Source organism: Streptomyces sp. NPDC048192 (assembly GCF_043202415.1).
Classification (GTDB): Bacteria; Actinomycetota; Actinomycetes; order Streptomycetales; family Streptomycetaceae; genus Streptomyces.
Genome location: NZ_JBIDAL010000010.1, coordinates 156,151 through 181,807 on the forward strand (window position 1 = coordinate 156,151; position 25,657 = coordinate 181,807).

Annotated in this window: 25 protein-coding genes; 16 read left to right on the top strand and 9 right to left on the bottom strand. The window is 72.2% G+C overall.

Annotation, left to right across the window (positions count from 1 at the left end; all coding sequences use genetic code 11):
* The first annotated feature begins 35 nt into the window (after nt 1–35).
* Genes ACGFZN_RS22945 through ACGFZN_RS22955 form a run of 3 tightly spaced genes read left to right on the top strand, consistent with a single transcriptional unit; the run spans nt 36 to nt 2,326 of the window.
* Entirely contained in the window at nt 36–389 is a 354-nt protein-coding gene (locus ACGFZN_RS22945) for a histidine triad nucleotide-binding protein (RefSeq protein WP_393860318.1), read from the top strand.
* A 6-nt stretch (nt 390–395) separates the two neighbouring features.
* Complete coding sequence (locus tag ACGFZN_RS22950; protein ID WP_393860319.1) at nt 396–1,301, top strand: ribonuclease Z; 906 nt, start codon at nt 396–398, stop codon at nt 1,299–1,301.
* Between the two features lie 20 nt (nt 1,302–1,321).
* The gene (locus ACGFZN_RS22955) at nt 1,322–2,326 is read left to right on the top strand and encodes an adenosine deaminase (RefSeq protein ID WP_393860320.1); all 1,005 of its coding nucleotides are present in this window, start codon (nt 1,322–1,324) and stop codon (nt 2,324–2,326) included.
* Here the strand turns inward: ACGFZN_RS22955 and ACGFZN_RS22960 are convergent.
* Nucleotides 2,278–3,657: an MFS transporter gene (locus ACGFZN_RS22960; RefSeq protein ID WP_393860321.1), complete on the bottom strand. Its 1,380-nt coding sequence runs from the start codon at nt 3,655–3,657 to the stop codon at nt 2,278–2,280. The two genes, ACGFZN_RS22955 and ACGFZN_RS22960, sit on opposite strands and share 49 nt — an antisense overlap.
* A 228-nt stretch (nt 3,658–3,885) precedes the next feature.
* Between ACGFZN_RS22960 and ACGFZN_RS22965 the strand changes: the two genes are divergently transcribed.
* From ACGFZN_RS22965 to ACGFZN_RS22995, 7 genes are all read left to right on the top strand, one after another.
* Nucleotides 3,886–5,175: a glucarate dehydratase family protein gene (locus ACGFZN_RS22965; protein WP_393860322.1), complete on the top strand. Its 1,290-nt coding sequence runs from the start codon at nt 3,886–3,888 to the stop codon at nt 5,173–5,175.
* A 64-nt stretch (nt 5,176–5,239) separates the two neighbouring features.
* Nucleotides 5,240–6,397 carry a carbohydrate kinase family protein gene (locus ACGFZN_RS22970; RefSeq protein WP_393860323.1) on the top strand — a complete coding sequence of 386 codons (1,158 nt, stop codon included), beginning with the start codon at nt 5,240–5,242 and terminating at the stop codon, nt 6,395–6,397.
* A gap of 131 nt (nt 6,398–6,528) precedes the next feature.
* Nucleotides 6,529–7,608, top strand: a complete 1,080-nt coding sequence (locus ACGFZN_RS22975) for a PhoH family protein (protein ID WP_393860324.1) — start codon at nt 6,529–6,531, stop codon at nt 7,606–7,608.
* 12 nt (nt 7,609–7,620) lie between these two features.
* Nucleotides 7,621–8,118 carry an rRNA maturation RNase YbeY gene (ybeY, locus tag ACGFZN_RS22980; protein WP_330340039.1) on the top strand — a complete coding sequence of 166 codons (498 nt, stop codon included), beginning with the start codon at nt 7,621–7,623 and terminating at the stop codon, nt 8,116–8,118.
* Nucleotides 8,119–8,127: 9 nt separating this feature from the next.
* The gene (locus tag ACGFZN_RS22985) at nt 8,128–9,429 is read left to right on the top strand and encodes a hemolysin family protein (protein WP_393860325.1); all 1,302 of its coding nucleotides are present in this window, start codon (nt 8,128–8,130) and stop codon (nt 9,427–9,429) included.
* Complete coding sequence (locus ACGFZN_RS22990) at nt 9,426–9,785, top strand: MmcQ/YjbR family DNA-binding protein (RefSeq protein ID WP_393860326.1); 360 nt, start codon at nt 9,426–9,428, stop codon at nt 9,783–9,785. Before ACGFZN_RS22985 ends, ACGFZN_RS22990 begins: the two co-directional genes overlap by 4 nt.
* A gap of 43 nt (nt 9,786–9,828) precedes the next feature.
* A complete protein-coding gene (locus ACGFZN_RS22995; protein ID WP_393860327.1) occupies nt 9,829–10,848 on the top strand; it encodes a S66 peptidase family protein in 1,020 nt (339 codons plus the stop codon).
* Here ACGFZN_RS22995 and ACGFZN_RS23000 read toward each other — a convergent pair.
* Nucleotides 10,833–12,266, bottom strand: coding sequence for an MFS transporter (locus ACGFZN_RS23000; protein WP_393860328.1), 1,434 nt, complete (start codon nt 12,264–12,266; stop codon nt 10,833–10,835). The genes ACGFZN_RS22995 and ACGFZN_RS23000 overlap by 16 nt on opposite strands.
* A gap of 160 nt (nt 12,267–12,426) precedes the next feature.
* On the opposite strand from ACGFZN_RS23000, the gene ACGFZN_RS23005 reads away from it, so the two are divergent.
* Both ACGFZN_RS23005 and ACGFZN_RS23010 read left to right on the top strand, forming a co-directional pair.
* Nucleotides 12,427–13,248, top strand: a complete 822-nt coding sequence (locus tag ACGFZN_RS23005) for a helix-turn-helix transcriptional regulator (RefSeq protein WP_393860526.1) — start codon at nt 12,427–12,429, stop codon at nt 13,246–13,248.
* A gap of 49 nt (nt 13,249–13,297) precedes the next feature.
* On the top strand, nt 13,298–13,651 hold the full coding sequence (locus ACGFZN_RS23010; protein WP_393860329.1) for a cytidine deaminase: 354 nt from the start codon (nt 13,298–13,300) through the stop codon (nt 13,649–13,651).
* A gap of 80 nt (nt 13,652–13,731) precedes the next feature.
* On the opposite strand, the gene ACGFZN_RS23015 is transcribed toward ACGFZN_RS23010, so the two are convergent.
* Nucleotides 13,732–14,070, bottom strand: coding sequence for a P-II family nitrogen regulator (locus ACGFZN_RS23015; protein ID WP_393860330.1), 339 nt, complete (start codon nt 14,068–14,070; stop codon nt 13,732–13,734).
* Entirely contained in the window at nt 14,067–15,377 is a 1,311-nt protein-coding gene (locus ACGFZN_RS23020; protein ID WP_393860331.1) for an ammonium transporter, read from the bottom strand. Before ACGFZN_RS23020 ends, ACGFZN_RS23015 begins: the two co-directional genes overlap by 4 nt.
* 184 nt (nt 15,378–15,561) lie before the next feature.
* Between ACGFZN_RS23020 and era the strand changes: the two genes are divergently transcribed.
* Complete coding sequence (gene era, locus ACGFZN_RS23025) at nt 15,562–16,515, top strand: GTPase Era (RefSeq protein ID WP_393860332.1); 954 nt, start codon at nt 15,562–15,564, stop codon at nt 16,513–16,515.
* Between the two features lie 221 nt (nt 16,516–16,736).
* On the opposite strand, the gene ACGFZN_RS23030 is transcribed toward era, so the two are convergent.
* Entirely contained in the window at nt 16,737–17,594 is an 858-nt protein-coding gene (locus ACGFZN_RS23030) for a helix-turn-helix transcriptional regulator (protein WP_393860333.1), read from the bottom strand.
* Nucleotides 17,595–17,718: 124 nt separating this feature from the next.
* Between ACGFZN_RS23030 and ACGFZN_RS23035 the strand changes: the two genes are divergently transcribed.
* A complete protein-coding gene (locus ACGFZN_RS23035; protein ID WP_393860334.1) occupies nt 17,719–18,573 on the top strand; it encodes an NAD-dependent epimerase/dehydratase family protein in 855 nt (284 codons plus the stop codon).
* 4 nt (nt 18,574–18,577) lie between these two features.
* Here ACGFZN_RS23035 and ACGFZN_RS23040 read toward each other — a convergent pair whose 3' ends face one another.
* Genes ACGFZN_RS23040 through ACGFZN_RS23055 form a run of 4 tightly spaced genes read right to left on the bottom strand, consistent with a single transcriptional unit; the run spans nt 18,578 to nt 22,565 of the window.
* Nucleotides 18,578–19,831: an MFS transporter gene (locus ACGFZN_RS23040; RefSeq protein WP_393860335.1), complete on the bottom strand. Its 1,254-nt coding sequence runs from the start codon at nt 19,829–19,831 to the stop codon at nt 18,578–18,580.
* Nucleotides 19,828–21,150 (bottom strand): GH1 family beta-glucosidase, encoded by a 1,323-nt coding sequence (locus tag ACGFZN_RS23045; protein ID WP_393860336.1) that lies wholly within the window; start codon nt 21,148–21,150, stop codon nt 19,828–19,830. Before ACGFZN_RS23045 ends, ACGFZN_RS23040 begins: the two co-directional genes overlap by 4 nt.
* Nucleotides 21,151–21,207: 57 nt before the next feature.
* The gene (locus tag ACGFZN_RS23050) at nt 21,208–21,474 is read right to left on the bottom strand and encodes a protealysin inhibitor emfourin (RefSeq protein WP_393860337.1); all 267 of its coding nucleotides are present in this window, start codon (nt 21,472–21,474) and stop codon (nt 21,208–21,210) included.
* 20 nt (nt 21,475–21,494) lie between these two features.
* Nucleotides 21,495–22,565 carry a M4 family metallopeptidase gene (locus ACGFZN_RS23055; protein ID WP_393860338.1) on the bottom strand — a complete coding sequence of 357 codons (1,071 nt, stop codon included), beginning with the start codon at nt 22,563–22,565 and terminating at the stop codon, nt 21,495–21,497.
* A gap of 362 nt (nt 22,566–22,927) precedes the next feature.
* On the opposite strand from ACGFZN_RS23055, the gene leuA reads away from it, so the two are divergent.
* Both leuA and ACGFZN_RS23065 read left to right on the top strand, forming a co-directional pair.
* Nucleotides 22,928–24,649: a 2-isopropylmalate synthase gene (leuA, locus tag ACGFZN_RS23060; RefSeq protein WP_393860339.1), complete on the top strand. Its 1,722-nt coding sequence runs from the start codon at nt 22,928–22,930 to the stop codon at nt 24,647–24,649.
* A 184-nt stretch (nt 24,650–24,833) separates the two neighbouring features.
* Nucleotides 24,834–25,526, top strand: a complete 693-nt coding sequence (locus tag ACGFZN_RS23065; protein ID WP_393860340.1) for a TerB family tellurite resistance protein — start codon at nt 24,834–24,836, stop codon at nt 25,524–25,526.
* Nucleotides 25,527–25,657: the final 131 nt, after the last annotated feature.

A 25,657-nucleotide genomic window follows, 5' to 3' on the forward strand; every position in this document is an offset into this window, starting at 1 on the left:
ACCGGTATTGATCACCAGCGTGAGGAGGCACACGCATGGCCGGCGAACCGCAGGACGACTGCCTGTTCTGCAAGATCGTCGCGGGTACGATCCCGGCGACGATCGTCCGCGAGACAGAGACCACCGTCGCCTTCCGGGACATAAACCCCCAGGCCCCCACCCACGTCCTGGTGATCCCCAAGGCCCACTACGAGAACGCCGCCGCGCTCGCCGCCGGCGCCCCGCAGCTCGCCGCGGACGTGCTCGCCGAGACCCAGGCCGTGGCGGACGAGGAGAAGCTGGACAGCTACCGCACCGTCTTCAACACGGGCGGCGGCGCCGGCCAGACCGTCTGGCACGCCCACGCGCACGTCCTCGGCGGCCGTGGCCTGCAGTGGCCGCCCGGGTAACTCGCCGTGTCCGTACGTGAACTGGTGATCCTCGGCACCGCCAGCCAGGTCCCCACCCGGCACCGCAACCACAACGGCTATCTGCTGCGGTGGGACGGCGAGGGCATCCTGTTCGACCCCGGCGAGGGCACTCAGCGCCAGATGGTGCGCGCCGGGGTCGCCGCCCACGACCTGAACCGGATCTGCGTCACCCACTTCCACGGTGACCACTCGCTCGGTCTGGCCGGCGTCATCCAGCGGATCAATCTCGACAAGGTGCCGCACGAGGTCACCGCGCACTATCCGCGCTCCGGGCAGCGCTTCTTCGACCGGCTCCGATACGCCACCGCCTACCGGGAGACGGTCCCCCTCACCGAGGCGCCGGTCGCCGTCGACGGGGTCCTCGCGGCGACCGGGTCGTACACGCTCGAGGCCCGCAGGCTCTCCCATCCGGTGGAGTCCTACGGCTACCGGCTGATCGAGCCCGACGGCCGCCGGATGCTGCCCGACCGGCTCGCCGCGCACGGGATCCAGGGCCCGGACGTCGGCCGGCTGCAGCGCGAGGGCCGGCTCGGGGACGTGCGGCTGGAGGACGTCAGCGAGGTGCGGCGCGGGCAGCGGTTCGCGTTCGTCATGGACACCCGGCTCTGCGACGGCGTGCACGCGCTCGCGGAGGGCTGCGACCTGCTCGTCATCGAGTCGACCTTCCTCGACGAGGACGCGGAACTCGCCGTCGAGTTCGGCCATCTGACGGCCGGTCAGGCAGCGGCGGTGGCCCGGGACGCGGGCGTACGGCACCTGGTCCTCACCCACTTCAGCCAGCGCTACGCCGATCCGGAGGAGTTCGAGCGGCAGGCGCGGGCGGCCGGTTTCGAGGGCGAGCTGACCGTGGCACACGATCTGCAGCGAGTGCCGGTTCCGAAACGTCGATGAAGCAGCCGTACGATGCCCTGATGCCCCTCCCGAAAGCAGAACTGCACCTCCACATCGAAGGCACCCTGGAGCCGGAGCTGGCCTTCGAGCTGGCCGCCCGCAACGGCGTGACCCTGCCGTACGCCGGCACCGACGCCCTGCGCGAGGCCTACCGGTTCCAGGACCTCCAGTCCTTCCTGGACCTCTACTACGAGCTGATGGCCGTCCTGCGCACCGAGCAGGACTTCGCCGACCTGGCGAACGCCTATCTCGCGCGGGCCGCCGCGCAGGGCGTCCGGCACGCGGAGATCTTCTTCGACCCGCAGGCCCACACCGCGCGCGGCGTCGACCTGGGCACGGTCGTGGAAGGACTGTGGCGGGCGCTGGGACGCAGCGAGGAGAACCACGGCGTCTCCACGAAGCTCATCCTGTGCTTCCTGCGGGACGACTCCGCCGAGTCGGCCATGGAGACCCTGCGGGCGGCCCGGCCGTACCTGGACCGGATCACCGGCGTCGGCCTGGACTCCGCCGAGGTCGGGCATCCGCCGGCGAAGTTCCGGGAGGTGTACGAGGCCGCCGCCGCGCTCGGGCTGCGCCGGGTCGCGCACGCCGGCGAGGAGGGGCCGCCGGCGTACATCGCCGAGGCCCTGGACGTGCTCGGCGTCGAGCGCGTCGACCACGGGCTGCGCTGCATGGAGGACCCGGCGCTGGTCGAGCGGCTGGTCCGGGAACGGATCCCGCTCACCCTGTGCCCGCTGTCCAACGTCCGCCTGCGCACCGTCGACACCCTCGCCGACCACCCGCTGCCGGCCATGCTCGACGCCGGGCTGCTGTGCACGGTCAACTCCGACGACCCGGCCTACTTCGGCGGGTACGCCGGCGACAACTTCGACGCCGTGCGGCGGACCCTGGGACTGACCGAGGACCGGCTGCGCGAGCTGGCCCGCAACTCCTTCCTCGCCTCCTTCCTGGAGGACGACGAGGAGCGCCGGGCCCGCTACCTCGCCGAGGTCGACGCGTACGAGTTCGGGGACGCGGTGTCGTAGGCGCCGCGGTCGGCCGGGGCGGGCGCCTCCAGCGGGACTTCCACGACCGGCAGCTCCGTGACCGGCAGCTGCGCGGCCGGGATTTCCACGACCGGGATTTCCACGACCGGGATTTCCACGACCGGGATTTCCACGACCGGGATTTCCACGACCGGGATTTCCACGACGGGGATTTCCACGACCGGGAGTTCCGTGCCCCGCAGGGGGCGCCGGCCCGCCCGCAGCGCCACCGCCGTCATCGGCGCGGCGATCAGCAGCAGCCCGGCCGCGAGCAGCCGCCCCATCGCCGGGAAGCCCGCCCCCGCCGCCAGCACACTCCCCGCCAGCGGTCCCGCCGCCGTGCCAAGCGAGGCCGCCGAGCCGACCAGCACCGCCCAGCGGCCGCGCGGGTCGAGGGAGGCGGCCAGGCCGATGACGTACGACAGGACGACCGGGTAGAGCAGGTTCCAGGAGATCTCGCCCGCCGCGAAGGACGGCAGCCCGGACGCCGACGCGCTGAGCGCGATGCAGCCCGCGATCAGGGCCGTGCCGGCGCCGATGGGCACCGCCTGGCCCAGCCGGGGGCCGAGCGCGCCGGCCCCGACGACCCCGAGGAGCCCGGCGCCGAGCGCGACGGCGAACACCGCGCCGACGGTGACCTCCGACAGGTGGGCCTGGTCGAGCCCGATCCGGCCGCTGACACCCCAGAGGGCGTTCTGCGCGAGGGACCAGCAGGGCATGGCGGCGGCCAGCAGCAGTCCGGCCCGCGGGTGCGGCAGCCGCGCGTGCGCCGACGACGCCGTGCGGGCCGGGGCCGTACGGCCGGGCAGCCGGCCGGTGAGCGGCAGGACGGCGAGCGCGGTGAGCGCGATCGCGGCCAGCGGCACGCCGTGGCCGGGGCCGAGGTGAGGGATCGTCAGGTAGAGGGCGCCGGCGAGGGCGGAGACGCCGAACAGGCCGAGCGTGGTGACCCGGTGCGGATCGCGGTGGGCGGCGATGGCGGTCGCGGCCACCGCCGTGACCGTGCCGGACCCGAACCCGCCGGCGACCGCGCCCGCGACGACGGCCGGTACGAAGGCGGTGAGCGCGGCGCCGCCGTAGCCGAGGGCGGCGAGCACGAGGCCCGCGCGGGCGAGGGTGCGGGGGCCGGTCCGGTCGACCCGGGAGGCCAGCAGGAAGCCCGCCGCCGCGGAACCCAGCAGCAGCGCGCTGCCGACGGCCCCGGCCTGGGTCGGGCTGAGCGGAAGTCCGGAATCGAGCCGGCCCACGACGGTCGGCAGCAGATACGGCGCGAGATACCCGGCCGTGAACAGGGCGACGAGGGGCCAGGGCAGGGTGCGGCGGGCGGACACGGGCGTTCCCAGGGCAGGCGGAAGGAAGGGCTCGGCAAAGGGGTTGGAGCGACGACCGTCGACGGACAGGGACGCGCTAGGAAGTTGTACCAAGCACGCGGTTTGCCGAGGAAACGTGAGCGGTGCGATCTACATCACTTTTCGGTTTGCTGTGCGTGGGGTCGGGTAGGAGAAGTTGAGGTTCGTTCTCATATATGGACGACATTCATAAGGAGAGATGATCCTCCTGTGATCCGTGACCTGACCATCGCCGAGGTGCGGCTGACGCCGATCCTGGTCGCCGACGCGCCGCTGCTCAACACCCAGGGGGTGCACCAGCCGTACACCCCGCGGCTGATCGTGGAGATCGTCACCGTGGATGGCATCACCGGGCTCGGCGAGACCTACGGTGACGCCAAGTACCTGGAACCGGCCCGCCGGCTGGCCGGACTGCTCCCCGGACATTCGGTCATGCACGTGAACGGCCTGTTCGCGATCGACCTCGGTGTCGACGAGTCCCGGGTGCGGGGACAGGCCGACGCCGGCGGGCTGCGCGGTGTGCTGAGCGCCGACAAGCTGCGGCTGTCGGTGCTGTCCGCCTTCGAGGTGGCCTGCCTGGACGCCCAGGGCAAGGCGCTCGGGCTGCCCGTGCACGCGCTGCTCGGCGGCAAGGTTCGGGACGCCGTCGACTACAGCGCCTACCTGTTCTACAAGTGGGCCGCGCATCCGGCGGGCGTGAGCGCCGAACCGGACGACTGGGGCGCCGCGCTCGATCCGGCCGGAATCGTGGACCAGGCGCGGGAGTTGCAGCGGCGGCACGGGTTCGGGTCGTTCAAGCTCAAGGGCGGTGTCTTCCCGCCCGAGGAGGAGATCGCCGCCGTACGGGCCCTCGCCGAGGCCTTCCCCGGGCAGCCGTTGCGGCTCGACCCCAACGGCGCCTGGTCGGTGGAGACCTCGCTGAAGGTGGCGAAGGAACTCGGGGACGTCCTGGAGTACCTGGAGGACCCGACGCTGGGCACGCCCGCGATGGCGGAGGTGTCGGCCGGGACCGAGGTCCCGCTCGCCACCAACATGTGCGTGACCACCTTCGCCGAGATCAAGGAGGCCTTCACCCGGGACGCCGTGCAGGTCGTGCTCTCCGACCACCACTACTGGGGCGGGCTGCGCAACACCCAGCGGCTCGCCGCGGTGTGCGCCGCGTTCGGCGTCGGGGTGTCGATGCACTCCAACACCCACCTCGGGATCAGCCTCGCCGCCATGACCCAGGTCGCGGCCACGGTCCCCGAGCTGCACCACGCCTGCGACTCCCACTACCCCTGGCAGTCCGAGGACGTCCTCACCGAGCGGCCGGAGTTCCGCGCCGGGAAGGTGGAGGTGTCCGACGCGCCCGGCCTCGGCGTCGAGCTCGACCGGGACGAACTGGCCCGGTTGCACCGGCGGTGGGCCGAGGACGACGGCGCGCTGCGCGACCGCGACGACGCCGCCGCGATGCGGGTCGCCGAGCCCGGCTGGCGGCAACCGGTGATGCCCCGCTGGTAGCCCCGTGCGCGGCGGCGTGATTGGTGCACACTGGCGAGATCCGCACCACGCCAGGGAGCGCACCGTGACCCCGTCGCACTCGATCCTCGGAGAGGAACCGGAACACCTCACCACCGCCGCACGCCGGCAGGCCCAGGTCGATCCGCTCGCCGGGCTGCGCGCGCCCGGGGACCCGCCCTGGGACGTCTATCTGACGGGCACGGTCTTCCTCGACATCGTCTTCACCGGTCTGGACTCGGCGCCGGTGCGCGGCACCGAGTCCTGGGCCCGGGGCATGGGCTCCAGCCCCGGCGGGGTCGCCAACATGGCCACCGCCCTGGCCCGGCTCGGCCTGAGGACCGCGCTCGCGGCGGCCTTCGGCGACGACCACTACGGCGAGTACTGCTGGGACGCGCTGGAGCAGGGCGAGGGCATCGACCTGTCGGCGTCCCGGACCGTGCCCGGCTGGCACTCGCCGGTCACCGTGTCCATGGCGTACGAGGGCGAGCGCACGATGGTGTCGCACGGGCACGAGCCGCCGCCCGAGGCCGTGTTCGGCCCCGAGGGCAGCCCCTCGTGCCCGCCCCGCGCGCGTGCCGCCGTGGCCTCGCTGACGCCCGGCACGCGCGCGCCGTGGATCGCGAAGGCGGCACGGGAGGGCACGCGGATCTTCGCCGACGTCGGCTGGGACGACACCGGCGCGTGGGACCTGGCCGGGCTCGCCGATCTGGAGTACTGCGAGGCGTTCCTGCCGAACGCGGAGGAGGCGAAGCGGTACACCGGCGCCGACTGCCCGCGGCTCGCCGCGCACGCCCTGACCGAGTACGTGCCGGTGGCGGTCGTGACCCTGGGGGCGGAGGGCGCGTACGCGGTGGACCGGCGGACGGGCGAGGCGGCGGAGGTGCCGGCGATCGCCGTGGAGGCGCTGGATCCCACGGGGGCCGGAGACGTCTTCGTCGCCGGGTTCGTGACGGGCTCGCTGGCGGGGTGGCCGCTGGCGGACCGGCTGGCCTTCGCGGGGCTCACGGCGGCCCTGTCGGTGCAGGAGTTCGGCGGGTCCCTGTCGGCGCCGGGCTGGTCGGAGATCGGGGCGTGGTGGCGCCGGGTGCAGGCACTTCCCGGGCAGGACCCGGCGGCGCTGGAGCGCTACGCGTTCCTGGAGGGCCTGGTGCCGGAGGTGCTGGACCGGCCCTGGCCCCTGCGGCGGGCGGTGCCGACGATCGGCTTCCGCCGCTCCGGATGACGTGCCCGCGGGCGCGCTCGTATGAAAAGCCCTACGGGGTTGTCAGTGCACCGTCGTACCCTGGAATCGCGAGGCCGCCCTCAGCCGTGCGGCCGTGACGAGGAGGAAGCGCAGGCCTTAAGCGCCGGCCCATGACACAGACACCCACAGCTCACACCCCCGCGCAGGAGCAGGCGAGAGCGCAGTTCACCGTCCCCGCCCAGCACCCCATGGTGACCGTGCTGGGTTCCGGCGACTCCCTCCTGCGTGTGATCGAGAGGGCCTTCCCGGCGGCCGACATCCACGTCCGGGGCAATGAGATCAGCGCGGTCGGCGACCCGGTGGACGTCGCTCTGATCTCGCGCGTGTTCGACGAGATGATGCTGGTGCTCCGCACCGGGCAGCCGATGACGGAGGACGCAGTGGAACGCTCGATCGCCATGCTCAAGGCGAGCGAGGACGGGACGAGCGACGGGCCCGAGACCCCGGCGCAGGTGCTCACGCAGAACATCCTGTCCTCGCGGGGCCGGACCATCCGTCCGAAGACCCTCAACCAGAAGCGGTACGTCGACGCGATCGACAAGCACACGATCGTCTTCGGCATCGGCCCCGCCGGTACCGGAAAGACCTACCTGGCCATGGCCAAGGCCGTGCAGGCCCTGCAGTCCAAGCAGGTCAACCGGATCATCCTCACCCGGCCGGCGGTGGAGGCGGGCGAGCGCCTCGGCTTCCTGCCCGGCACGCTGTACGAGAAGATCGACCCCTACCTGCGCCCGCTGTACGACGCGCTGCACGACATGCTCGACCCGGACTCCATCCCGCGCCTGATGGCGGCGGGGACGATCGAGGTCGCGCCGCTCGCGTACATGCGCGGCCGGACCCTGAACGACGCCTTCATCATCTTGGACGAGGCCCAGAACACGAGCCCCGAGCAGATGAAGATGTTCCTCACCCGCCTCGGTTTCGACTCCAAGATCGTGATCACCGGCGACGTGACGCAGGTCGACCTGCCCAACGGGCAGAAGTCCGGTCTGCGCCAGGTGCAGGAGATCCTCGAAGGGGTCGAGGACGTCCATTTCTCCCGGCTGTCGTCCCACGATGTCGTACGGCACAAGCTGGTGGGCCGTATCGTCGACGCGTACGAGAAGTACGACAGCAAGTACGGCACCGAGAACGGCGCTCACAAGGGCGGCCGTGCCAAGACCGGCGCCAAGGGCTCCAAGGGGAAGTAGACCAGCACGACCATGTCGATCGACGTCAACAACGAGTCCGGCACCGAGGTCGACGAGCAGGCGATCCTCGACATCGCCCGCTACGCGCTCGCGCGGATGCGCATCCACCCGCTCTCCGAGCTCTCGGTGATCGTCGTGGACGCCGACGCCATGGAGCAGCTGCACGTGCAGTGGATGGACCTGCCCGGGCCCACCGATGTCATGTCGTTCCCGATGGACGAGCTGCGGCCCCCGTCCAAGGACGACGACGAGCCGCCGCAGGGGCTGCTCGGCGACATCGTGCTGTGCCCGGAGGTCGCCAGGAAACAGGGCGAGGAAGCCCCGACCCGGCACTCCATGGACGAGGAGCTGCAGCTGCTCACCGTCCACGGGGTGCTGCACCTGCTGGGCTACGACCACGAGGAGCCCGACGAGAAGGCCGAGATGTTCGGGCTGCAGGCCGCCATCGTGGACGGGTGGCGGGCCGAGCGCGGGCTGACCGGGCCCTCCCCGGCGCCGACCGTCTCATAAGCGGCCCGTATGTCTCCGCAGATCGTCATCGGCGCGATCGCGCTGGTCGTCGTCGCCTGGCTCGCCGCCTGCGCGGAGGCGGGCATCGCCAGGATCTCCAGCTTCCGGGCCGAGGAGGCCGTCAAGTCGGGGCGGCGCGGCAGCGCCAGGCTCGCCCAGATCGCCGCCGACCCCACCCGCTATCTCAACGTGGCCCTGCTGGTCCGCGTCGCCTGCGAGATGGCCGCCGCGGCCCTGGTGACGTACGCCTGCCTGGAGGAGTTCCCCGCCACCTGGCAGGCGCTGCTCACCGCCATCGCGGTCATGGTCCTGGTGTCGTACGTCGCCGTGGGCGTCTCCCCGCGCACCATCGGCCGCCAGCACCCGCTGAACACCGCGACCGCGGCGGCGTACGTGCTGCTGCCGCTCGCCCGGATCATGGGGCCGATCCCCTCGCTGCTCATCCTCATCGGCAACGCCCTCACGCCCGGCAAGGGCTTCCGGCACGGCCCGTTCGCCTCCGAGGCCGAGCTGCGGGCGCTGGTCGACCTCGCCGAGAAGGAGTCGCTGATCGAGGACGAGGAGCGCCGCATGGTGCACTCGGTGTTCGAGCTGGGCGACACCCTCGTCCGCGAGGTCATGGTGCCGCGCACCGACCTGGTCACCATCGAGCGCTTCAAGACCATCCGGCAGGCCCTCACCCTCGCCCTGCGCTCCGGCTTCTCCCGGATCCCGGTCACCGGCGAGAGCGAGGACGACATCGTCGGGATCGTGTATCTGAAGGACCTGGTCCGCAAGACGCACATCAGCCGGGACGCCGAGAGCGACCTGGTCTCCACCGCGATGCGGCCCGCCGTGTTCGTGCCGGACACCAAGAACGCCGGCGACCTGCTGCGCGAGATGCAGAAGGAACGCAACCACGTCGCCGTCGTCATCGACGAGTACGGCGGCACCGCCGGCATCGTCACCATCGAGGACATCCTCGAGGAGATCGTCGGCGAGATCACCGACGAGTACGACCGGGAGCTCCCGCCCGTCGTGGAGCTCGGCGACGACCGCTACCGGGTCACCGCCCGCCTCGACATCACCGACCTGGGCGAGCTGTACGGCCTGGAGGAGTACGACGACGAGGACGTGGAAACCGTCGGCGGCCTGCTCGCCAAGGCCCTCGGCCGCGTGCCCATCGCCGGCGCGTCCGCCGAGGTCGAGCTGCCCGACGAGCGCCGGCTGAAGCTGACCGCGGAGGCCGCCGCCGGACGCCGGAACAAGATCGTCACGGTCCTGGTGGAACCGGTCCCCGTGCCGGCCGTCGAGGAGGAGACGTCCGAGTGACCCCTCAGGAGCTGCGCGCCTTCTGCCTGTCCTTCAACGCGGCCGTGGAGGACTTCCCGTTCAACCCGGAGACCTCGGTCTTCAAGGTGCAGGGCAGGATGTTCGCCCTCACCGCCCTGGACGCGCGGCCCCTGACGGTCAACCTCAAGTGCGACCCGGAGGACGCGATCCGGCTCCGGGCCGACCACGAGGGGCTGATCGTCCCCGGCTGGCACATGAACAAACGGCACTGGAACACCGTCACGGTGGACGGCGGACTGCCGGACCGGCTGGTCGAAGAGCTGATCGAGGACTCCTACGACCTCGTCGTCGCCGGCCTGCCCCGGGCGGAGCGGCTGCGGCTGGACCGGCCGTAAATCCGGTTGCCCGGCGCCGCCCGCACGCGGTCGGATCTGACGTATGACGACCAGGTATCCGCGCCCCCTGCGCCCCGGCGACCGTATAGGTGTGACCTCCCCCTCCAGCGGGGTGGCCGAGAAGATGCGCGCCCGTCTCGACGTGGCGCTGCGCGACCTCGAACAGCGCGGATACGAGGTGGTCGTCGGCCGGTGCATGGACGGCTCGACGCACCTCAGCGCCCCGGCCGCGGACCGCGCCGCCGAGCTGACCGCCATGCTGACCGACCCGGCGATCCGGGCCGTGGTGCCGCCGTGGGGCGGCGAGACGGCGATCGACCTGCTGCCGCTGCTGGACTTCGAGGCGATCGGGCGGGCCGAGCCGACCTGGGTCGTCGGCTACTCGGACATGTCCACGATCCTCACCCCGCTGACCCTGCGCACCGGGGTCGCGACCGTCCACGGCAACAACCTGATGGAGACCCCCTACCGGACGCCCGGGGGCCTCATGTCCTGGCTCGACATCGCGACCGCCGCGCCGGGGGAGCCGCTCGCGCAGCAGCCGCCCGGCCGGTACCGGACCGCCCGCTTCGACGACTTCGTCGGACACCCGGAGGTCCGCGACTTCACCCTCGACGCCGAGGGCGCCTGGACCCGCCTGGACGGCGCCGGTGACGTGGACGTCGAGGGCCGGCTGATCGGCGGCTGCGTCGAGACCATCGGCCATCTGGCCGGCACCCCGTACCTCGACACCTCCCGGTTCGCCGGGGACGAGCCGCTGCTCGTGTACGTCGAGGCCTGCGAGGACAACGCCTACACCATCTGCCGCCACCTGCACGGCATGCGGCTCGCCGGGTTCTTCGACCGGGCCGCCGCCGTCCTCGTCGGCCGCACCCACGCCCCCGACAGCCCCACCCTCACCCAGCACGAGGCCGTCCTGGACGCGCTCGGCCCCCTCGGGGTGCCGATCGTCGCCGACGTCGAGTGCGGGCATGTCGCGCCGTACCTTCCCCTGGTCAACGGCGCGCGCGGCCGTGTGGTGCACACGGCCGCGCGGAGCGTGATCGTTCAGACCCTGGACTGACCCCGGCGCAGGCCCAGCCCGACCAGGACGGCGGCGGCGAGGACCACGCCCGCGTCCAGGGCGAGGACCGTGTGGACGCCGCTCAGCAGGTCGCCGGAGGTGGTGGCCAGCACCCCCAGCAGCGGGATGCCGACCGTGATCCCCACCTGCTGGGTGGAGGTCACCAGCCCGGTGGCCAGGCCCTGCTCCTCGTCGGGGACGCCCGAGGTGACGGTCAGGCCGTACGAGATGATCGCGCCCAGGTGGCACATGCTGGCCAGGGACACGGCGGCCGTCGCGAGCCAGACCGACCAGGTGTGGGCGTTCAGCAGGAGCAGCGTCGCGATCAGCGCGCCCTGGCCGGTCAGCGAGCCGACCAGGGTGCGGCGGGCGCCGAAGCGGCCGATCACCTTCGGGGCGAGGGTGCCGGCGACCGCCGACAGTACGCCCTGGACCCCGAAGACCAGGCCCGTCTCGAAGGCCGACAGGCGCAGGACCTCCTGCAGGTACAGGGTCAGCACGAAGACCACCGTCGACATCATCGAGAAGGTGACCAGGCCGCCCACGTTGCCCCAGGCCACCGTGCGGCGGCGCAGCATCGGCAGCGAGACCAGCGGGGCGGCCGTACGCGACTCGACGACCGTGAACGCGGCCAGCAGGAGCAGGCCGGCGACCAGGGTGGTGACGACGTCGGCGCGGGCGAAGCCGTGGTCCGCGGCCGTGGACAGGGCGTAGATCAGGGACAGCAGTCCGGCGGTGACGGTGACCGCTCCGGGCACGTCCAGGCGCGGCCGCTGCGGCGTGCGCGACTCCGGCAGCAGGCCCGGGGCCAGCGGCAGCACGATCAGCGCGAACACCGACAGCAGGGCCATCGTGGAGCGCCAGCCGAACGCGTCCGTCAGCACACCGCCCGCGACCATGCCGACGGTGAAGCCCAGCGACAGCAGCGTGCCGGAGATGCCGAGGGCGCGGTCGCGGGCCGGGCCCTCGGGGAAGGTGGTGGTCAGCAGGGACATGCCGGTCGGGACGATGGCCGCCGCGCCGAGGCCCTGCAGGGCGCGTCCGGTGAGGAAGGACGCCGGGTCCCAGGCCAGGGTGGCCAGCAGCGAGGCCGCGCCGAACAGGGCCAGGCCGCTCAGGAACAGCTTCCGGCGGCCGTACAGGTCGCCGATGCGGCCGAAGAGCAGCAGGAACCCGCCGGAGGGCAGCGCGAACGCGGTGACCGCCCACTGCAGCGCCGAGCGGCTCATGCCGAGGTCGCCGCCGAGTTCGGGCAGGGCCACGTTCAGCACGGAGAAGTCCAGCGCGACCATGAACTGGGCGGCGCACAGCACGAACAGGACGAGCTTGTCACGCGTCGACAACCGGGGCGGCCGGGGGGTGTCGAGCGTCGTGCCCGTGGAGGTCGGGGTGGATGAAGTGGTGGTGTCGATCGCCATGCGTCGAGCTTCGGGCGCGCGGGATACTGGTGGGGAGTCGGAACTTATGGTGGTGGTGGCACCACCAGACACGGGGACCGTCACGACGGGGGAGGAGCGGCACGTGCCCGCTGCCGAGGCGACACGCAGTCAACGACGCGAGGAACTGCGCGAGTTCCTGATGAGCCGGCGGGCCCGGGTCAGTCCCGAGGAGGCCGGGCTGCCCGTGGGCGGCGGCCGGCGCCGCACGCCCGGGCTGCGCCGGGAGGAGGTCGCCGTGCTGGCCGGGGTGGGCGCCTCCTGGTACCAGTGGCTGGAGCAGGGCCGGGAGATCTCCGTCTCCCCGCAGGTGCTGGACGCCGTCGCCCGGGTGCTGCGGCTGAGCGACGCCGAACGCCGGCATCTGTACCTGCTGGCCGGGATGAACCCGCCGGCGCCCGAAGTGGCCCCGGAGAAGCGGGACATGTGCGACGGGCTGCGGCGGCTGATCGACACGTGGATGCCGTATCCGGCGCACATCATGGACCTGTACTACAACTGCGTGATGTACAACGACGCGGCCGCGATCGTGCTCGGCATGCGGCCGGACATCACCCAGAACTGCCTGGTCGACTTCTTCACCGACCCGCTGTACCGCGCGCGCAGCCACAGCTGGGAGCGGAACGCGCGCACGGTCGTGGCCCAGTTCCGGGCGGCGTGCGCGGCGCGGCCGGACGACGAGGGGTTCCAGGCGGTGCTGGCGGAGGTGAGCGAGGCCAGCGCCGAGTTCCGGGAGATGTGGGCCGAGCGGGACATCGAGGACCAGGGTCAGATCCGCAAGGAGCTGGAGCATCCGCTGGCCGGGCTGCTGGTGGTGGAGTCGACGGTGCTGAAGGTGCCGGCCCGGCCCGACCTGATGATCGTGCTGCACACTCCGCTGGACGAGGCGAACACCGCGGAGAAGCTGGAGTGGCTGGCGTCTCCGGAGGGCCGGCGGGGCGCCATGTATCCCGTGGCGGGATGACGCGACCCCGTGGCGGGGCCGGCGGAGCGGGGCTTCGTATGCTCGGGGCATGACCGAGAGCAACGCGCTTGATCCCGAGGACCGCAAGATCGTGACCCTGGCCCGTTCCGCGCGGGTCCGCAACGGGGTGCCGGAAGGGGCGGCCGTACGGGACGACACCGGCCGCACCTATGTCGCCGGGACGGTGTCGCTGCGCTCGCTGGAGCTGAGCGCGCTGCGGACGGCCGTGGCCATGGCGGTGGCGTCCGGGGCCGCGTCGCTGGAGGCGGCGGCGCTGGTGACGGAGGCGGAGTCCGTGCCGGCGGAGGACCTGGCCGCGGTCGCCGACCTCGGCGGAGCGGGCACGCCGGTGCTGCTGGCCGGGCCGGACGGAGCGGTACGCACGACCCTTTCCGCCGGCTGAGGCGGGGCGGCGCCGGCCGCCGACGCGTCCCTCCGCACGCCGGCGTTGCCCGCGGGCGGGGCGTCGCGGTGTCCTGCGGGTCAGAGTGCGTCGGGGCCGCGTTCGCCGGTCCGCACCCGGACCACCGTCTCCACGGGCACCGCCCACACCTTCCCGTCCCCGATCTTCCCCGTCCGCGCGGCGCCGACGATCGCCTCGATCACGGCGTCGGCGTCCGCGTCCTCCACCACGACCTCGATCCGCACCTTCGGCACCAGGTCGACGCGGTACTCGGCGCCCCGGTACACCTCGGTGTGGCCGCGCTGCCTGCCGTAGCCGCTGGCCTCGGTCACGGTCAGGCCCTGCACGCCCAGCTCCTGCAGGGCGGTCTTGACCTCGTCCAGACGGTACGGCTTGACGATCGCGGTGATGAGCTTCATGCCTGGCTCTTGACCTTCTGGGCGGTGGAGAGGACGGACGGGCTGACCGGGGCGCCGTGGCCCAGGACCCCGTGATCGTAAGCCGTCTCGGCGTGCACCGTAAGGTCGAGACCGGTGTGTTCCTGCTCCTCGCTCGCCCTGAGGCCCATCGCCTTGTCGAGCAGCTTGGCCACGCCGAACGTCACCGTGAAGGCGTACCCGGCGACGGCCAGCACGGCGAGGAGCTGCTTGCCGAGCGGGGCGAGCCCGCCGCCGTAGAACAGGCCCTGCGCGCCGCCGGTCATCGCCTTCTCGGCGAACAGGCCGATCAGCAGGGTGCCGATGATCCCGCCGACCAGGTGCACGCCCACGACGTCCAGGGAGTCGTCGTAGTTCAGCTTGAACTTCCAGCTCACCGCGTAACTGCAGACGACACCGGCGGCCAGGCCGACGACGAGGGCGCCGAGCAGGGAGACCGTGCCGCAGGAGGGCGTGATCGCGACGAGACCGGCGACCGCGCCGGAGGCGGCGCCCAAGGTGGTCGGGTGTCCGTCCCGCTTCTGCTCCACGAAGAGCCAGCCGAGCAGGCCGGTGCAGCCGGCGGCCATGGTGTTGAGGAAGGCGGCCGCGGCGAGACCGTTCGCGCCGAGCGCGCTGCCCGCGTTGAAGCCGAACCAGCCGAACCAGAGCAGACCCGCGCCGAGGATCACCATGGGCAGGTTGTGCGGGCGCATGGCGTCCTTCTTGAAGCCCAGGCGCGGGCCGAGGACCAGGCACAGGGCGAGACCGGAGGCGCCGGAGGTGATCTCGACGGGCAGACCGCCCGCGAAGTCCAGCGCGCCGAGCCCGCTCGCGATCCAGCCGCCGGGGCCCCACACCCAGTGGGTCACCGGGACGTATACGAGCAGCGTCCAGACCGGCACGAAGACCAGCCAGGCCGCGAACTTCGTCCGGTCCGCGACCGCGCCGCTGATCAGCGCCGCCGTGATGATCGCGAAGGTGAGCTGGAAGGTGGCGAAGAGCAGGGTCGGGACGGCGCCGTGCACGCTGCCGGGGCCGAGGTGCGCCATACCGGCCTCCCGCAGATCGCCGATCAGCCCGCCGAACGCGTCGTCGTCGAAGGCGAGGGAGTAGCCGGCCGCCAGCCACACCACCGTGACCAGCGCGATCGACACGAAGCTCATCATCAGCATGTTGAGGACGCTCTTCGTGCGGACCATGCCGCCGTAGAACAGGGCCAGGCCCGGGGTCATCAGCAGGACGAGGGCGGTCGCGGCGAGCAGCCAGGCGGTGTCGCCGGTGTTCACGTGCGCGGCGGCGAGGGTCACGGGCGTCTCCAACGGGGTGGGGGCTCGTCAGAGGGTCACCGGTGAGCGTTTCCGGTTGCGTACGGGTGTGTTTCCGTGACGTTTCATTGCCTGACGGTTACCGGAACCTCACAGCGCGGCGCGGCCCGCGAGACGGGGGCCGTGCGGTACGGGGCGAGGTTGTGGATCAGGGACAATGAACGGCATGAGCGTTCGCACCCCGTCATCCGAAGAGCCGGCCGAGACCGTCCACCGCGCCGGCTTCGCCTGCTTCGTGGGCCGCCCCAACGCGGGCAAGTCCACCCTCACGAACGCTCTGGTGGGGCAGAAGGTGGCGATCACGTCCAACCGGCCGCAGACCACCCGGCACACCGTACGCGGCATCGTGCACCGCCCCGACGCCCAGCTGATCCTGGTCGACACCCCGGGCCTGCACAAGCCGCGCACGCTGCTCGGCGAGCGCCTGAACGACGTGGTGCGCACCACCTGGGCCGAGGTCGACGTGATCGGCTTCTGCCTGCCCGCCGACCAGAAGATCGGCCCCGGCGACCGCTTCATCGCCAAGGAACTCGCCGGTATCAAGAAGACGCCGAAGGTCGCGATCGTCACCAAGACCGACCTGGTGGACTCGAAGGCCCTCGCCGAGCAGCTGATCGCCGTCGACCAGCTCGGCAAGGAGCTGGGCATCGAGTGGGCGGAGATCGTGCCGGTGTCGGCGGTCGGCGCCAGGCAGGTGGACCTGCTGGCCGACCTCCTGATCCCGCTTCTGCCCGAGGGACCGGCGCTGTACCCGGAGGGCGACCTCACGGACGAGCCCGAGCAGGTGATGGTGGCCGAGCTGATCCGCGAGGCCGCGCTGGAGGGCGTCCGCGACGAGCTGCCGCACTCCATCGCCGTGGTCGTGGAGGAGATGCTCCCGCGCGAGGACCGCCCCGCGGACCGGCCGCTGCTGGACATCCACGCCAACGTCTACATCGAGCGCCCCAGCCAGAAGGGCATCATCATCGGCCCCAAGGGCAAGCGCCTGAAGGAGGTCGGCATCAAGTCCCGCAAACACATCGAGGCCCTCCTCGGCACACCGGTCTTCCTGGACCTCCACGTCAAGGTCGCCAAGGACTGGCAGCGCGACCCGAAGCAGCTGCGGAGGCTGGGTTTCTGAGGCCGGGGCTGTCCGGCCGGCACGCCTGCCGCGCGGCGGTAGCCGCATATCGACACAGCCTGGACCTCCACGTCAAGGTCGCCAAGGACTGGCAGCGCGACCCGAAGCAGCTGCGGAGGCTGGGTTTCTGAGGCCGGGGTTGCCTGAGGCTGGGTTTCTGAGTTCTCGGTTCTCTGGAAGTCGGCTTCCGAGGTGCCTTCCGGGGGCGGGTGCGAGCCGGGTCAGGGGCCTGTGGCGCCCTGGGGCGTCATGTCCTGCAGGCCCACCACCCTCAGCAGCTCCAGGCGTTCGTAGGACTCCGTGCCCGGGCGGGCGGTGTGCAGGACGAGGTGGTGGCGGTGGTCGTCGGACAGCAGGATCTCGCAGTCGAGTTCCAGCAGACCCACCACCGGGTGCCGGAAGCGTTTGGTCGTGCCGCGCCGCACCGCCACCTCGTGGGTGTCCCACAGCCGGCTGAACTCCTCGCTGCCGGCGCGGAGTTCGGCGACCAGGGCGGCCGGCTCGGGGTCGTCGGGCCGTGCGGCGGCCACCGCGCGGAGGTTCGCCACGTGCCCGCGCGCGTGTTCCGGCCAGTCCTCCGGCGGGAAGATGCCGCGCGCCGCCGGGTCCAGGAAGAAGCGGCGGACCATGTTGCGCTCGCGCACCGGGCGGGCCAGCACGTCCCCCGACAGCGCCCGCGACAGCGCGTTCTGCGCCAGCACCTCCCCGCAGTCCGTCACCACCAGCGCCGGCGCGTCGTACAGCCGGTCCAGGACCAGCAGCAGACCGGGCCGGACATGGGCCGACACCCGGTCGCGGCGCGGCGGCTCCTCGCCCGCCAGATGGAACAGGTGGTCGCGTTCGTCGTCGGTCAGACGCAGCGCCCGGGCCAGCGCCGTGAGCATCTGACGTGACGGCCGCGGACCCCGGCGCTGTTCCAGCCGCGTGTAGTAGTCGACCGACATCCCGGCCAGCGACGCCACCTCCTCCCGCCGCAGACCGGCGGTGCGGCGGCGGGCGCCGGGGGGCAGGCCCACGTCGGCGGGGTCCAGGCGGGCACGGCCACGGCGCAGGAAGTCGGCGAGTTCGGCTCGGTTCACCTCTTCAGGGTGGGGCAGCGGGCCGGGCTTATCCAGGGAGTGCCGGTCCCCTGATCGCAGGGTCTCTCCCGGTCCCGCCGGCGCCGCCCGACAGTGGTGGCACCGGATTCGAGAGGAGCAGGAGATGCTGACACTGGTGACGGGCGCCACGGGACAGGTCGGCCGGCGGTTCGTGCCGAGGCTGCTGGCGCAGCGGCGGCCGGGGGAGCAGGTGCGGGTGCTGGTGCGGGACGCGGCGCGCGGCGAGGCGTTCGCGGAGCTGGGCGCCCAGGTCGTCGCCGGCGACCTGCGGGACGAGGAGGCGCTCGGCAAGGCGGTGGCCGGCGCGGACGCCGTCGTGAACGTCGCCGCCTCCTTCCGCGGAGTCCCCGACGAGGAGGCGTGGGCCGTGAACCGGGACGCGGCCGTGGCCCTGGGCCGGGCCGCGCTCGCCGCGGGCGTACGGCGGTTCGTGCAGGTCAGCACGGGACTGGTGTACGGCCGTGGACGCGGCCGCCCGCTGACCGAGGACGACGAGACCCGGCCCGGCGGCGCGATGTGGGGCGCCTATCCCGAGTCCAAGGCGGCGGCCGAACGGGAACTGCTCGCGCTCGAGGGCATGGAGGTGCGCGTGGGCCGGCTGCCGTTCGTGTACGGCGACGGCGACCCGCACCTCGCCCAGGTCCTGCGCTGGGCCGCGCACTGGGCGTCCACCCAGCGGCTGCACATGGGCCACCACGCCGACGTCGCCCAGGGGCTGCTGCGCCTGCTGCACGCCCCGGCGGTGCACGGTCCCGTGTACAACATCGCCGACGACGCTCCCGTCACCGCGCTGGAGCTGCACCGGCTCAACGGCGTGGAGCCGCCCGCGGACATGCACACCCGCACCGATCCCGACCCGTGGCTGGTGATCATGTCCACCGAGAAGATCCGCCGGGACCTGGGCTTCCGGCCCGTGTACCCGACCGTCTGGGCGGCCCGCGACGCCGGGGCCCTGTGACGGGTCAGTCGACGCCCCGTATCCGCCCCACCAGCACCGCGCCCGCCAGCCCGATCACCGCCGACACCAGGTACAGGACCCGGTAGCCGCCCAGGTACGTCACGACCGGCGCGGCCAGCGCGGGGGCGGCCACCTGGGGCAGGGCGTTGGCCACGTTGACGACGCCCAGGTCCTTGCCGCGGTCCAGCGCCTCGGGCAGCACGTCCGTCATCAGGGCGAAGTCGACGGAGGTGAACACTCCGAAGCCGACGCCCAGCACCGCCGCCGCCACGATCGCGCCAGGCCAGGTCTGCCAGCCGGCCAGCGCCGCCGTCGCCACCGCCATCAGCACGCCCGACCAGACGACGAACGGCTTGCGCCGCCCCACCCGGTCCGACCACACCCCGCCCGCCACGACGGTCGCCATCAGCGTCAGGCTGTTGACGGCCGTCAGGACCAGCACGCCCTGACCGGGGTCGGGGCGGTGCAGGCGGTCGCGGAGGTAGTACAGGAGGTACAGCAGGACGAGCGAGTTGCTGAGGTTGATCAGGAACCGGGTCAGCCAGGCCCAGCCGAGGTCGGGATGGCGGCGCGGGCTCAGCCAGAAGCCCGCGAGGAAGCCCCGCCAGGACCAGGGCGGCCGGTCCCGCGGCAGCAGCCGCAGGTCGTCGTGGCACAGCACGTACGGCAGCACGCCCGCCACCGCGCACACCGCGCACAGCGCGTACCCGGCCCCGGTCCCGCCGGCCGCGGTCGCCAGGCCGGTGCCGCCGACCACGCCAAGGATCTGCGCCGCGCCCAGCCAGCCGCCCACGGCGCCCCGCTGCCGCCGGGGCACCCGGTCCGGCACGGCCGCCGTCACCGCCGCGAACGCCGCGTTCAGCGTGAGCTGCACCAGGCACCAGCCCGCCGCCATGGACCACACCCCGCCCGCCCGCGCGAGCAGCAGCAGGGACAGCGCGCCGCCGGCCGCCCCGGCCACGATCCAGGGCGTACGGCGGCCTGGGCGGGCCGTCGTACGGTCGGACAGGGCGCCGAAGACCGGGTTGGCGAGCAGGGAGACCACCGCGCCGGCGCCGGTCACCCAGGCCAGCAGGGTCTCCTTGGACATCCCGGACCCGGGCGCGAAGTTCTTCGCCTGGGAGGCGAGGAGGATCTGCAGCGGGCCGAACCAGCCCACCCAGATCGCCCCGTTGGCCAGCGACAGCGCGGCCGTCCAGCCCCGGCCGACCGGCTCGACCGGTTCGGCCAGCGCGGCCGGGGGCCGGACCGTGGTCATCTCTGCGCCCGGAGCACGTCCCGGAACCAGTGGTAGGAGGCCTTCGGGGTACGCTCCAGCGTGTCGTAGTCCACGTGCACCAGGCCGAAGCGGCGCGCATAGCCCTCGGCCCACTCGAAGTTGTCCATCAGGGACCACACGAAGTAGCCGCGCACGTCCACGCCGGCCTCCAGCGCGGTGTGCAGGGCGCGGATGTGGGCGTCCAGGTAGGCGATGCGGTCCTGGTCGTCGAGGCCGTCGTAGGAGCAGCCGTTCTCGGTGATGACGATCGGCGGGAGCCGGTCGCCGTACCGGTCACGGAAGCCGCACAGCAGCTCGGTGAGGCCCTCCGGGACGACCGGCCAGCCGAAGTCGGTCACCGGGCGGCCCTCGATCTCCCGGACGGAGAAGGGCAGTTCGGCGGGGAGTGCCAGGCCGCCGTACTCGCCGTCGGTGCCGCCGGGCGCGCCCACCCGGGTCGGGGCGTAGTAGTTGATCCCGTACCAGTCGACGGGCTCGCCGATGACCTTCAGATCGGCCGCGACGTCGCCGGGCATCAACTCGCCCATTCCCTCCGGGTATTCCCCGAGGACGACCGGCTCGGCGAACAGGCGGTTGAGCAGCAGGTCGTAGAAGCCGGCCGCCTCCACGTCGGCCGGTTCGGCGGAGGCGGCCCAGGTGGGGCCGTGGGAGTTGGCGATGCCGATGCCGCCGGCGCCGGCCGCGCGCAGGGCCCGTACCGCGAGGCCGTGGGCGAGGAGCTGGTGGTGGGCGACGGGGAGCGCGTCGAACAGCAGCCGCCTGCCGGGGGCGTGGGCGCCGATGGCGTGGCCGAGGAGGGTGTGCTCGGCGGGTTCGTTGAGGGTGATCCACTTGTGCACCCGGTCGCCGAGCCGTTCGGCGACGGCCGTCACGTGGTCGGCGAACCGCGCCGCCGTGTCCCGCCGGAGCCAGTCCAGACCGGCGGGCAGGTCCCAGTGGAAGAGGGTGGCCACGGGCCGTACGCCCGCCGCGCACAGCTCGTCGACCAGGCGGTCGTAGAAGTCCAGCCCGCCGGGGGAGCCGGCCCGGGGCCAGGAGACGGAGAACCGGTAGGCGTCCACGCCCAGTCCGGCGAGCAGGGCCACGTCCTCCCGGTACCGGTGGTAGTGGTCACAGGCCACCGCCGCCGTCGAACCGTCCTTCACCCGCCCCGGCTCGGCCGTGAACACGTCCCACACGGACGCCCCGCGCTCCTCGACGGCCCCCTCGATCTGATGCGCAGAGGTCGCCACCCCCCACAGAAACCCGTCCGGAAAACGCGGCACCGGGGGCCGCGGACCGCCTGCGTCAGTCGCCATGGCGGGATCATCCGTACCCCCGGTAACAGAAGTCAACGCCCCGTCGGAGACCGGTCCTTACGCCCCCTCCTTCAGCACCCGTGACACCAACTCCCGTTCCTCGTCCGTGAGCCGGGGGTCGGCGGTGTGGATCGTGCGGTCGTCCACGGTGATCTCGTAGTGGAAGCCGTCGGGGACGCCGGTGGGTGGCACAGCCCGGCCGGACGCGAGGACGCGTTCGGCGAGGTCGTGCCACTCCTGGGCGTCGGGGCGGCCCGCGGTGTTCAGCTCGGCCTGGCGCTCGATGCCCGCGAAACCGCCCGTGCGCCGTACTCGGATATGCATGGGGACTGTCTAGTACGGAACTACAGCGTCCGCACCCCGACCTGTTCCCACGCCTTCTGCACGGCCTGGAGTTCGTCGCCGGTGCCGTACCGCTCACGGGCCGCCTTCACCGTCAGGGTGGCGAAGTCGGCGAACACCGCGCCGCTCTTCAGCTCGCCGCCGGTGAGGACGTCGTACCAGATCTGTCCGGCCCGCTCCCAGGCGTGGCCGCCGATGGCCGTGGCGACCAGGTAGAAGGCGTGGTTGGGGATGCCGGAGTTGATGTGCACGCCGCCGTTGTCGCGGCCGGTGCGGACGTAGTGCTCCATGGTCGCCGGCTGCGGGTCCTTGCCGAGCCTCGGGTCGTCGTACGCGGTGCCCGGGGCCTTCATCGAGCGCAGCGCGGTGCCGTGGACGTGCGGGGCGAGCAGCCCGGCGCCGATCAGCCAGTCGGCCTCGGCGGCGGTCTGGCCGAGGGTGTACTGCTTGATCAGGGAGCCGAAGACGTCGGAGACCGACTCGTTGAGCGCGCCGGACTGGCCGAAGTACTCCAGGTTCGCGGTGTGCTGGGTGACGCCGTGGGTCAGCTCGTGGCCGATGACGTCGACCGGGATGGTGAAGTCGAGGAAGATCTCGTTGTCGCCGTCGCCGAACACCATCTGCTCGCCGTTCCAGAACGCGTTGTCGTACGACTCCCCGAAGTGCACGGTGGCGTTCAGCGGGAGGCCCTCGCCGTCGATGGAGCGGCGGCCGTAGGCCTTCAGGTACAGCTCGAAGGTGGCGCCGAGGCCCGCGTAGGCGCGGTTGACGGTGGCGTCCGGGCCCGCCTCGGAGCCCTCCGCGCGGACCTCGGTGCCGGGCAGGTCCTGGGTGTGGTGCGCGTCGTAGATCGTGCGGTGCGGCTGGTCAGCGGCGGCGCCCGCGGGCGCGGCGGCGGAGGGCGCGCCGACGACCGTGGTCAGCCGGCGCTTGGTGCGCTGGTAGGCGTCGTGCTCCAGGGAGCGGCGGGCCGGGCCGGCGAGCGCGGGGTCGCCGGCCTGCGCGAGCTTGTCGAGGATGTGCGGCGGCACGATCGTGCAGAAGACGGGCTGGAAGCCCCCGTTGGTCGTCATGCCCGGCACCATTGCACTGCGTGATGCCGATGTCACTAGGGGCCACCATGATTGGTGAAATAGCGGGACAGGAGTCGCCACGCTCCGTGACGATGTGGTACGGCGCCTGTGGCATGGCGCACGATTTATCCATGTTCTAGTGGGTTTATAGGTGTGGTCCCGCATACTGGGACACGCCCCCGCGTCCTGGGTGGCTCGGCTAGGCTGCTGCGCATCATGCGTTTCGGGCTGCTTCTCCTTAGCTGCCGCGGCGAGGGCCTGTAGACAAGGCCGACTCCCTCCCCGCGGAGCTTGGTGTTGCGTCGTCGGCCGTCCACCAGGACATCCGGACCTCCGGAACTCCCCAAGGAGCCCACGCGATCATGGCCAACCGCCAGCAGCCCAGCCCCATGCCGATCCACAAGTACGGCCGCTACGAGCAGGTGGACATCCCGGACCGCACCTGGCCGGACCAGCGGATCACCGTAGCCCCGCGCTGGCTCTCCACCGACCTGCGCGACGGCAACCAAGCGCTGATCGACCCGATGTCGCCCGAGCGCAAGCGCCGGATGTTCGACCAGCTGGTCAAGATGGGCTACAAGGAGATCGAGGTCGGCTTCCCCGCCTCCGGCCAGACCGACTTCGACTTCGTGCGTTCGATCATCGAGGAAGAGGGCGCGATCCCGGACGACGTCACGATCTCCGTGCTGACCCAGGCCCGCGAGGACCTGATCGAGCGGACCGTGGAGTCGCTGAAGGGCGCCAAGCGCGCCACCGTGCATCTCTACAACGCCACCGCGCCCGTCTTCCGCCGGGTGGTCTTCCGCGGCTCCAAGGACGACATCAAGCAGATCGCCGTCGACGGCACCCGCCTGGTGATGGAGTACGCCGAGAAACTGCTGGGCCCGGAGACCGAGTTCGGCTACCAGTACAGCCCGGAGATCTTCACCGACACCGAGCTGGACTTCGCCCTGGAGGTCTGCGAGGCGGTCATGGACGTCTACCAGCCGGGCCCGGGCCGCGAGATCATCCTCAACCTGCCCGCCACCGTGGAGCGTTCGACCCCGTCCACGCACGCGGACCGGTTCGAGTGGATGCACCGCAACCTGACCCGCCGCGAGTACGTCTGCCTGTCCGTCCACCCGCACAACGACCGCGGCACGGCCGTGGCGGCGGCCGAGCTGGCCCTGATGGCCGGCGCCGACCGCGTCGAGGGCTGCCTGTTCGGGCAGGGCGAGCGCACCGGCAACGTCGACCTGGTCACCCTGGGCATGAACCTGTTCTCGCAGGGCGTCGACCCGCAGATCGACTTCTCCGACATCGACGAGATCCGCCGCGTGTGGGAGTACTGCAACCAGATGGAGGTCCACCCGCGCCACCCGTACGTGGGCGACCTGGTCTACACGTCCTTCTCCGGCTCCCACCAGGACGCCATCAAGAAGGGCTTCGACGCCATGGAGGCCGACGCCAGGGCCAAGGGCGTCACCGTCGACGACCTCGAGTGGGCGGTGCCGTACCTGCCCATCGACCCCAAGGACGTCGGCCGCTCCTACGAGGCCGTCATCCGCGTCAACTCGCAGTCCGGCAAGGGCGGCATCTCCTACGTCCTGAAGAACGACCACAAGCTGGACCTGCCGCGCCGGATGCAGATCGAGTTCTCCAAGCTCATCCAGGCGAAGACGGACGCCGAGGGCGGCGAGATCACGCCGAAGGAGATCTGGGCGGTCTTCCAGGACGAGTACCTGCCGAACCCGGAGAACCCCTGGGGCCGCATCCAGGTCAGGACGGGCCAGTCGACCACCGACACCGACGGCGTGGACACGCTGACCGTCGAGGCGACCGTCGACGGCGAGGACACCGTCCTGACCGGCTCCGGCAACGGTCCGATCTCGGCCTTCTTCGACGCCCTGCAGTCCATCGGCATCGACGTACGCCTGCTGGACTACCAGGAGCACACGATGAGCGAGGGCGCCTCCGCGCAGGCCGCCTCCTACATCGAGTGCGCGATCGACGGCAAGGTCCTGTGGGGCATCGGCATCGACGCGAACACGACGCGTGCGTCGCTGAAGGCGGTCGTCTCCGCGGTCAACCGCGCGGCGCGCTGACCCCTCTGACCGGGCCTTCCGGTGCCCCGGCCGCTGTGTACGGCGGCCGGGGCACCGTCGTTTTCCGGCCACAGGGCCGAACAGGTCACAGAAAGGTCTCGTACGGGGTACTGACTCAGCGTCGGTGGTGTGGCTAACATCACGCCAGCGCGGCGATGTTGCCGCGTGGTTACGGAGGTGCGACGTGCCAGTACGGGGACGAGACGGCCGTGCCGCCGGCGCTGCGCGCATCCTGCGCATCGGCACCGCATGGACACCCGTCGGGGACGGCGAGTTCTACTGCCCCGGATGCGGCGGCGACCGCAACTACCAGCGGCTCACCGGACGCCGCAGGCTCACCCTGCTGGGCGTGCCCCTGCTGCCCCGCGGCACCGCCGGACCGGTCGTGGAGTGCGCCGCCTGCGGGCGCCACTACGGCACCGACGTGCTCGACCACCCCACCACGCGCCGCTTCTCCGCGATGCTCCGCGACGCCGTGCACACCGTCGCCCTCGCCGTGCTCGCCGCGGGCGGCACCTCCTCCCGCACGGCCCTGGAGACGGCCGCCGGCACCGTGCGCGCCGCCGGCTTCGACGGCTGCACAGAGGAACAGCTGGCCGCGCTCGTCGAGGCCCTCGCCGCCGACACCGGCCGGGTGCTCGGCGCGGAGTGCGGCACCAGCCTGACGATAGAGCTGCACGAGGCCCTGGACCCGCTCGCCCCGCACCTCGCCCCGGCCGGCCGCGAGTCCCTGCTCCTCCAGGGCGCCCGCATCGCCCTCGCCGACGGACCGTACACACCGGCGGAACGGGACGCCCTCACCACGGTGGGCGCGGCGCTGACCATCTGCGCCGACGACGTGACCCGGCTGCTGGCGGCGGCGCGCACGCCGTCCTGATCCTCCGCGGCGGCCTTCGCCGAGCCGCGCACCGGCCGGGAGGCCGTCGGTCTCGCCCGCGGCGCATGCGCCGACGCGGCCGTCGGTTACCCGTCCGGGGCGCCGGCGCCGGGGAACATGGGCGGGTGACA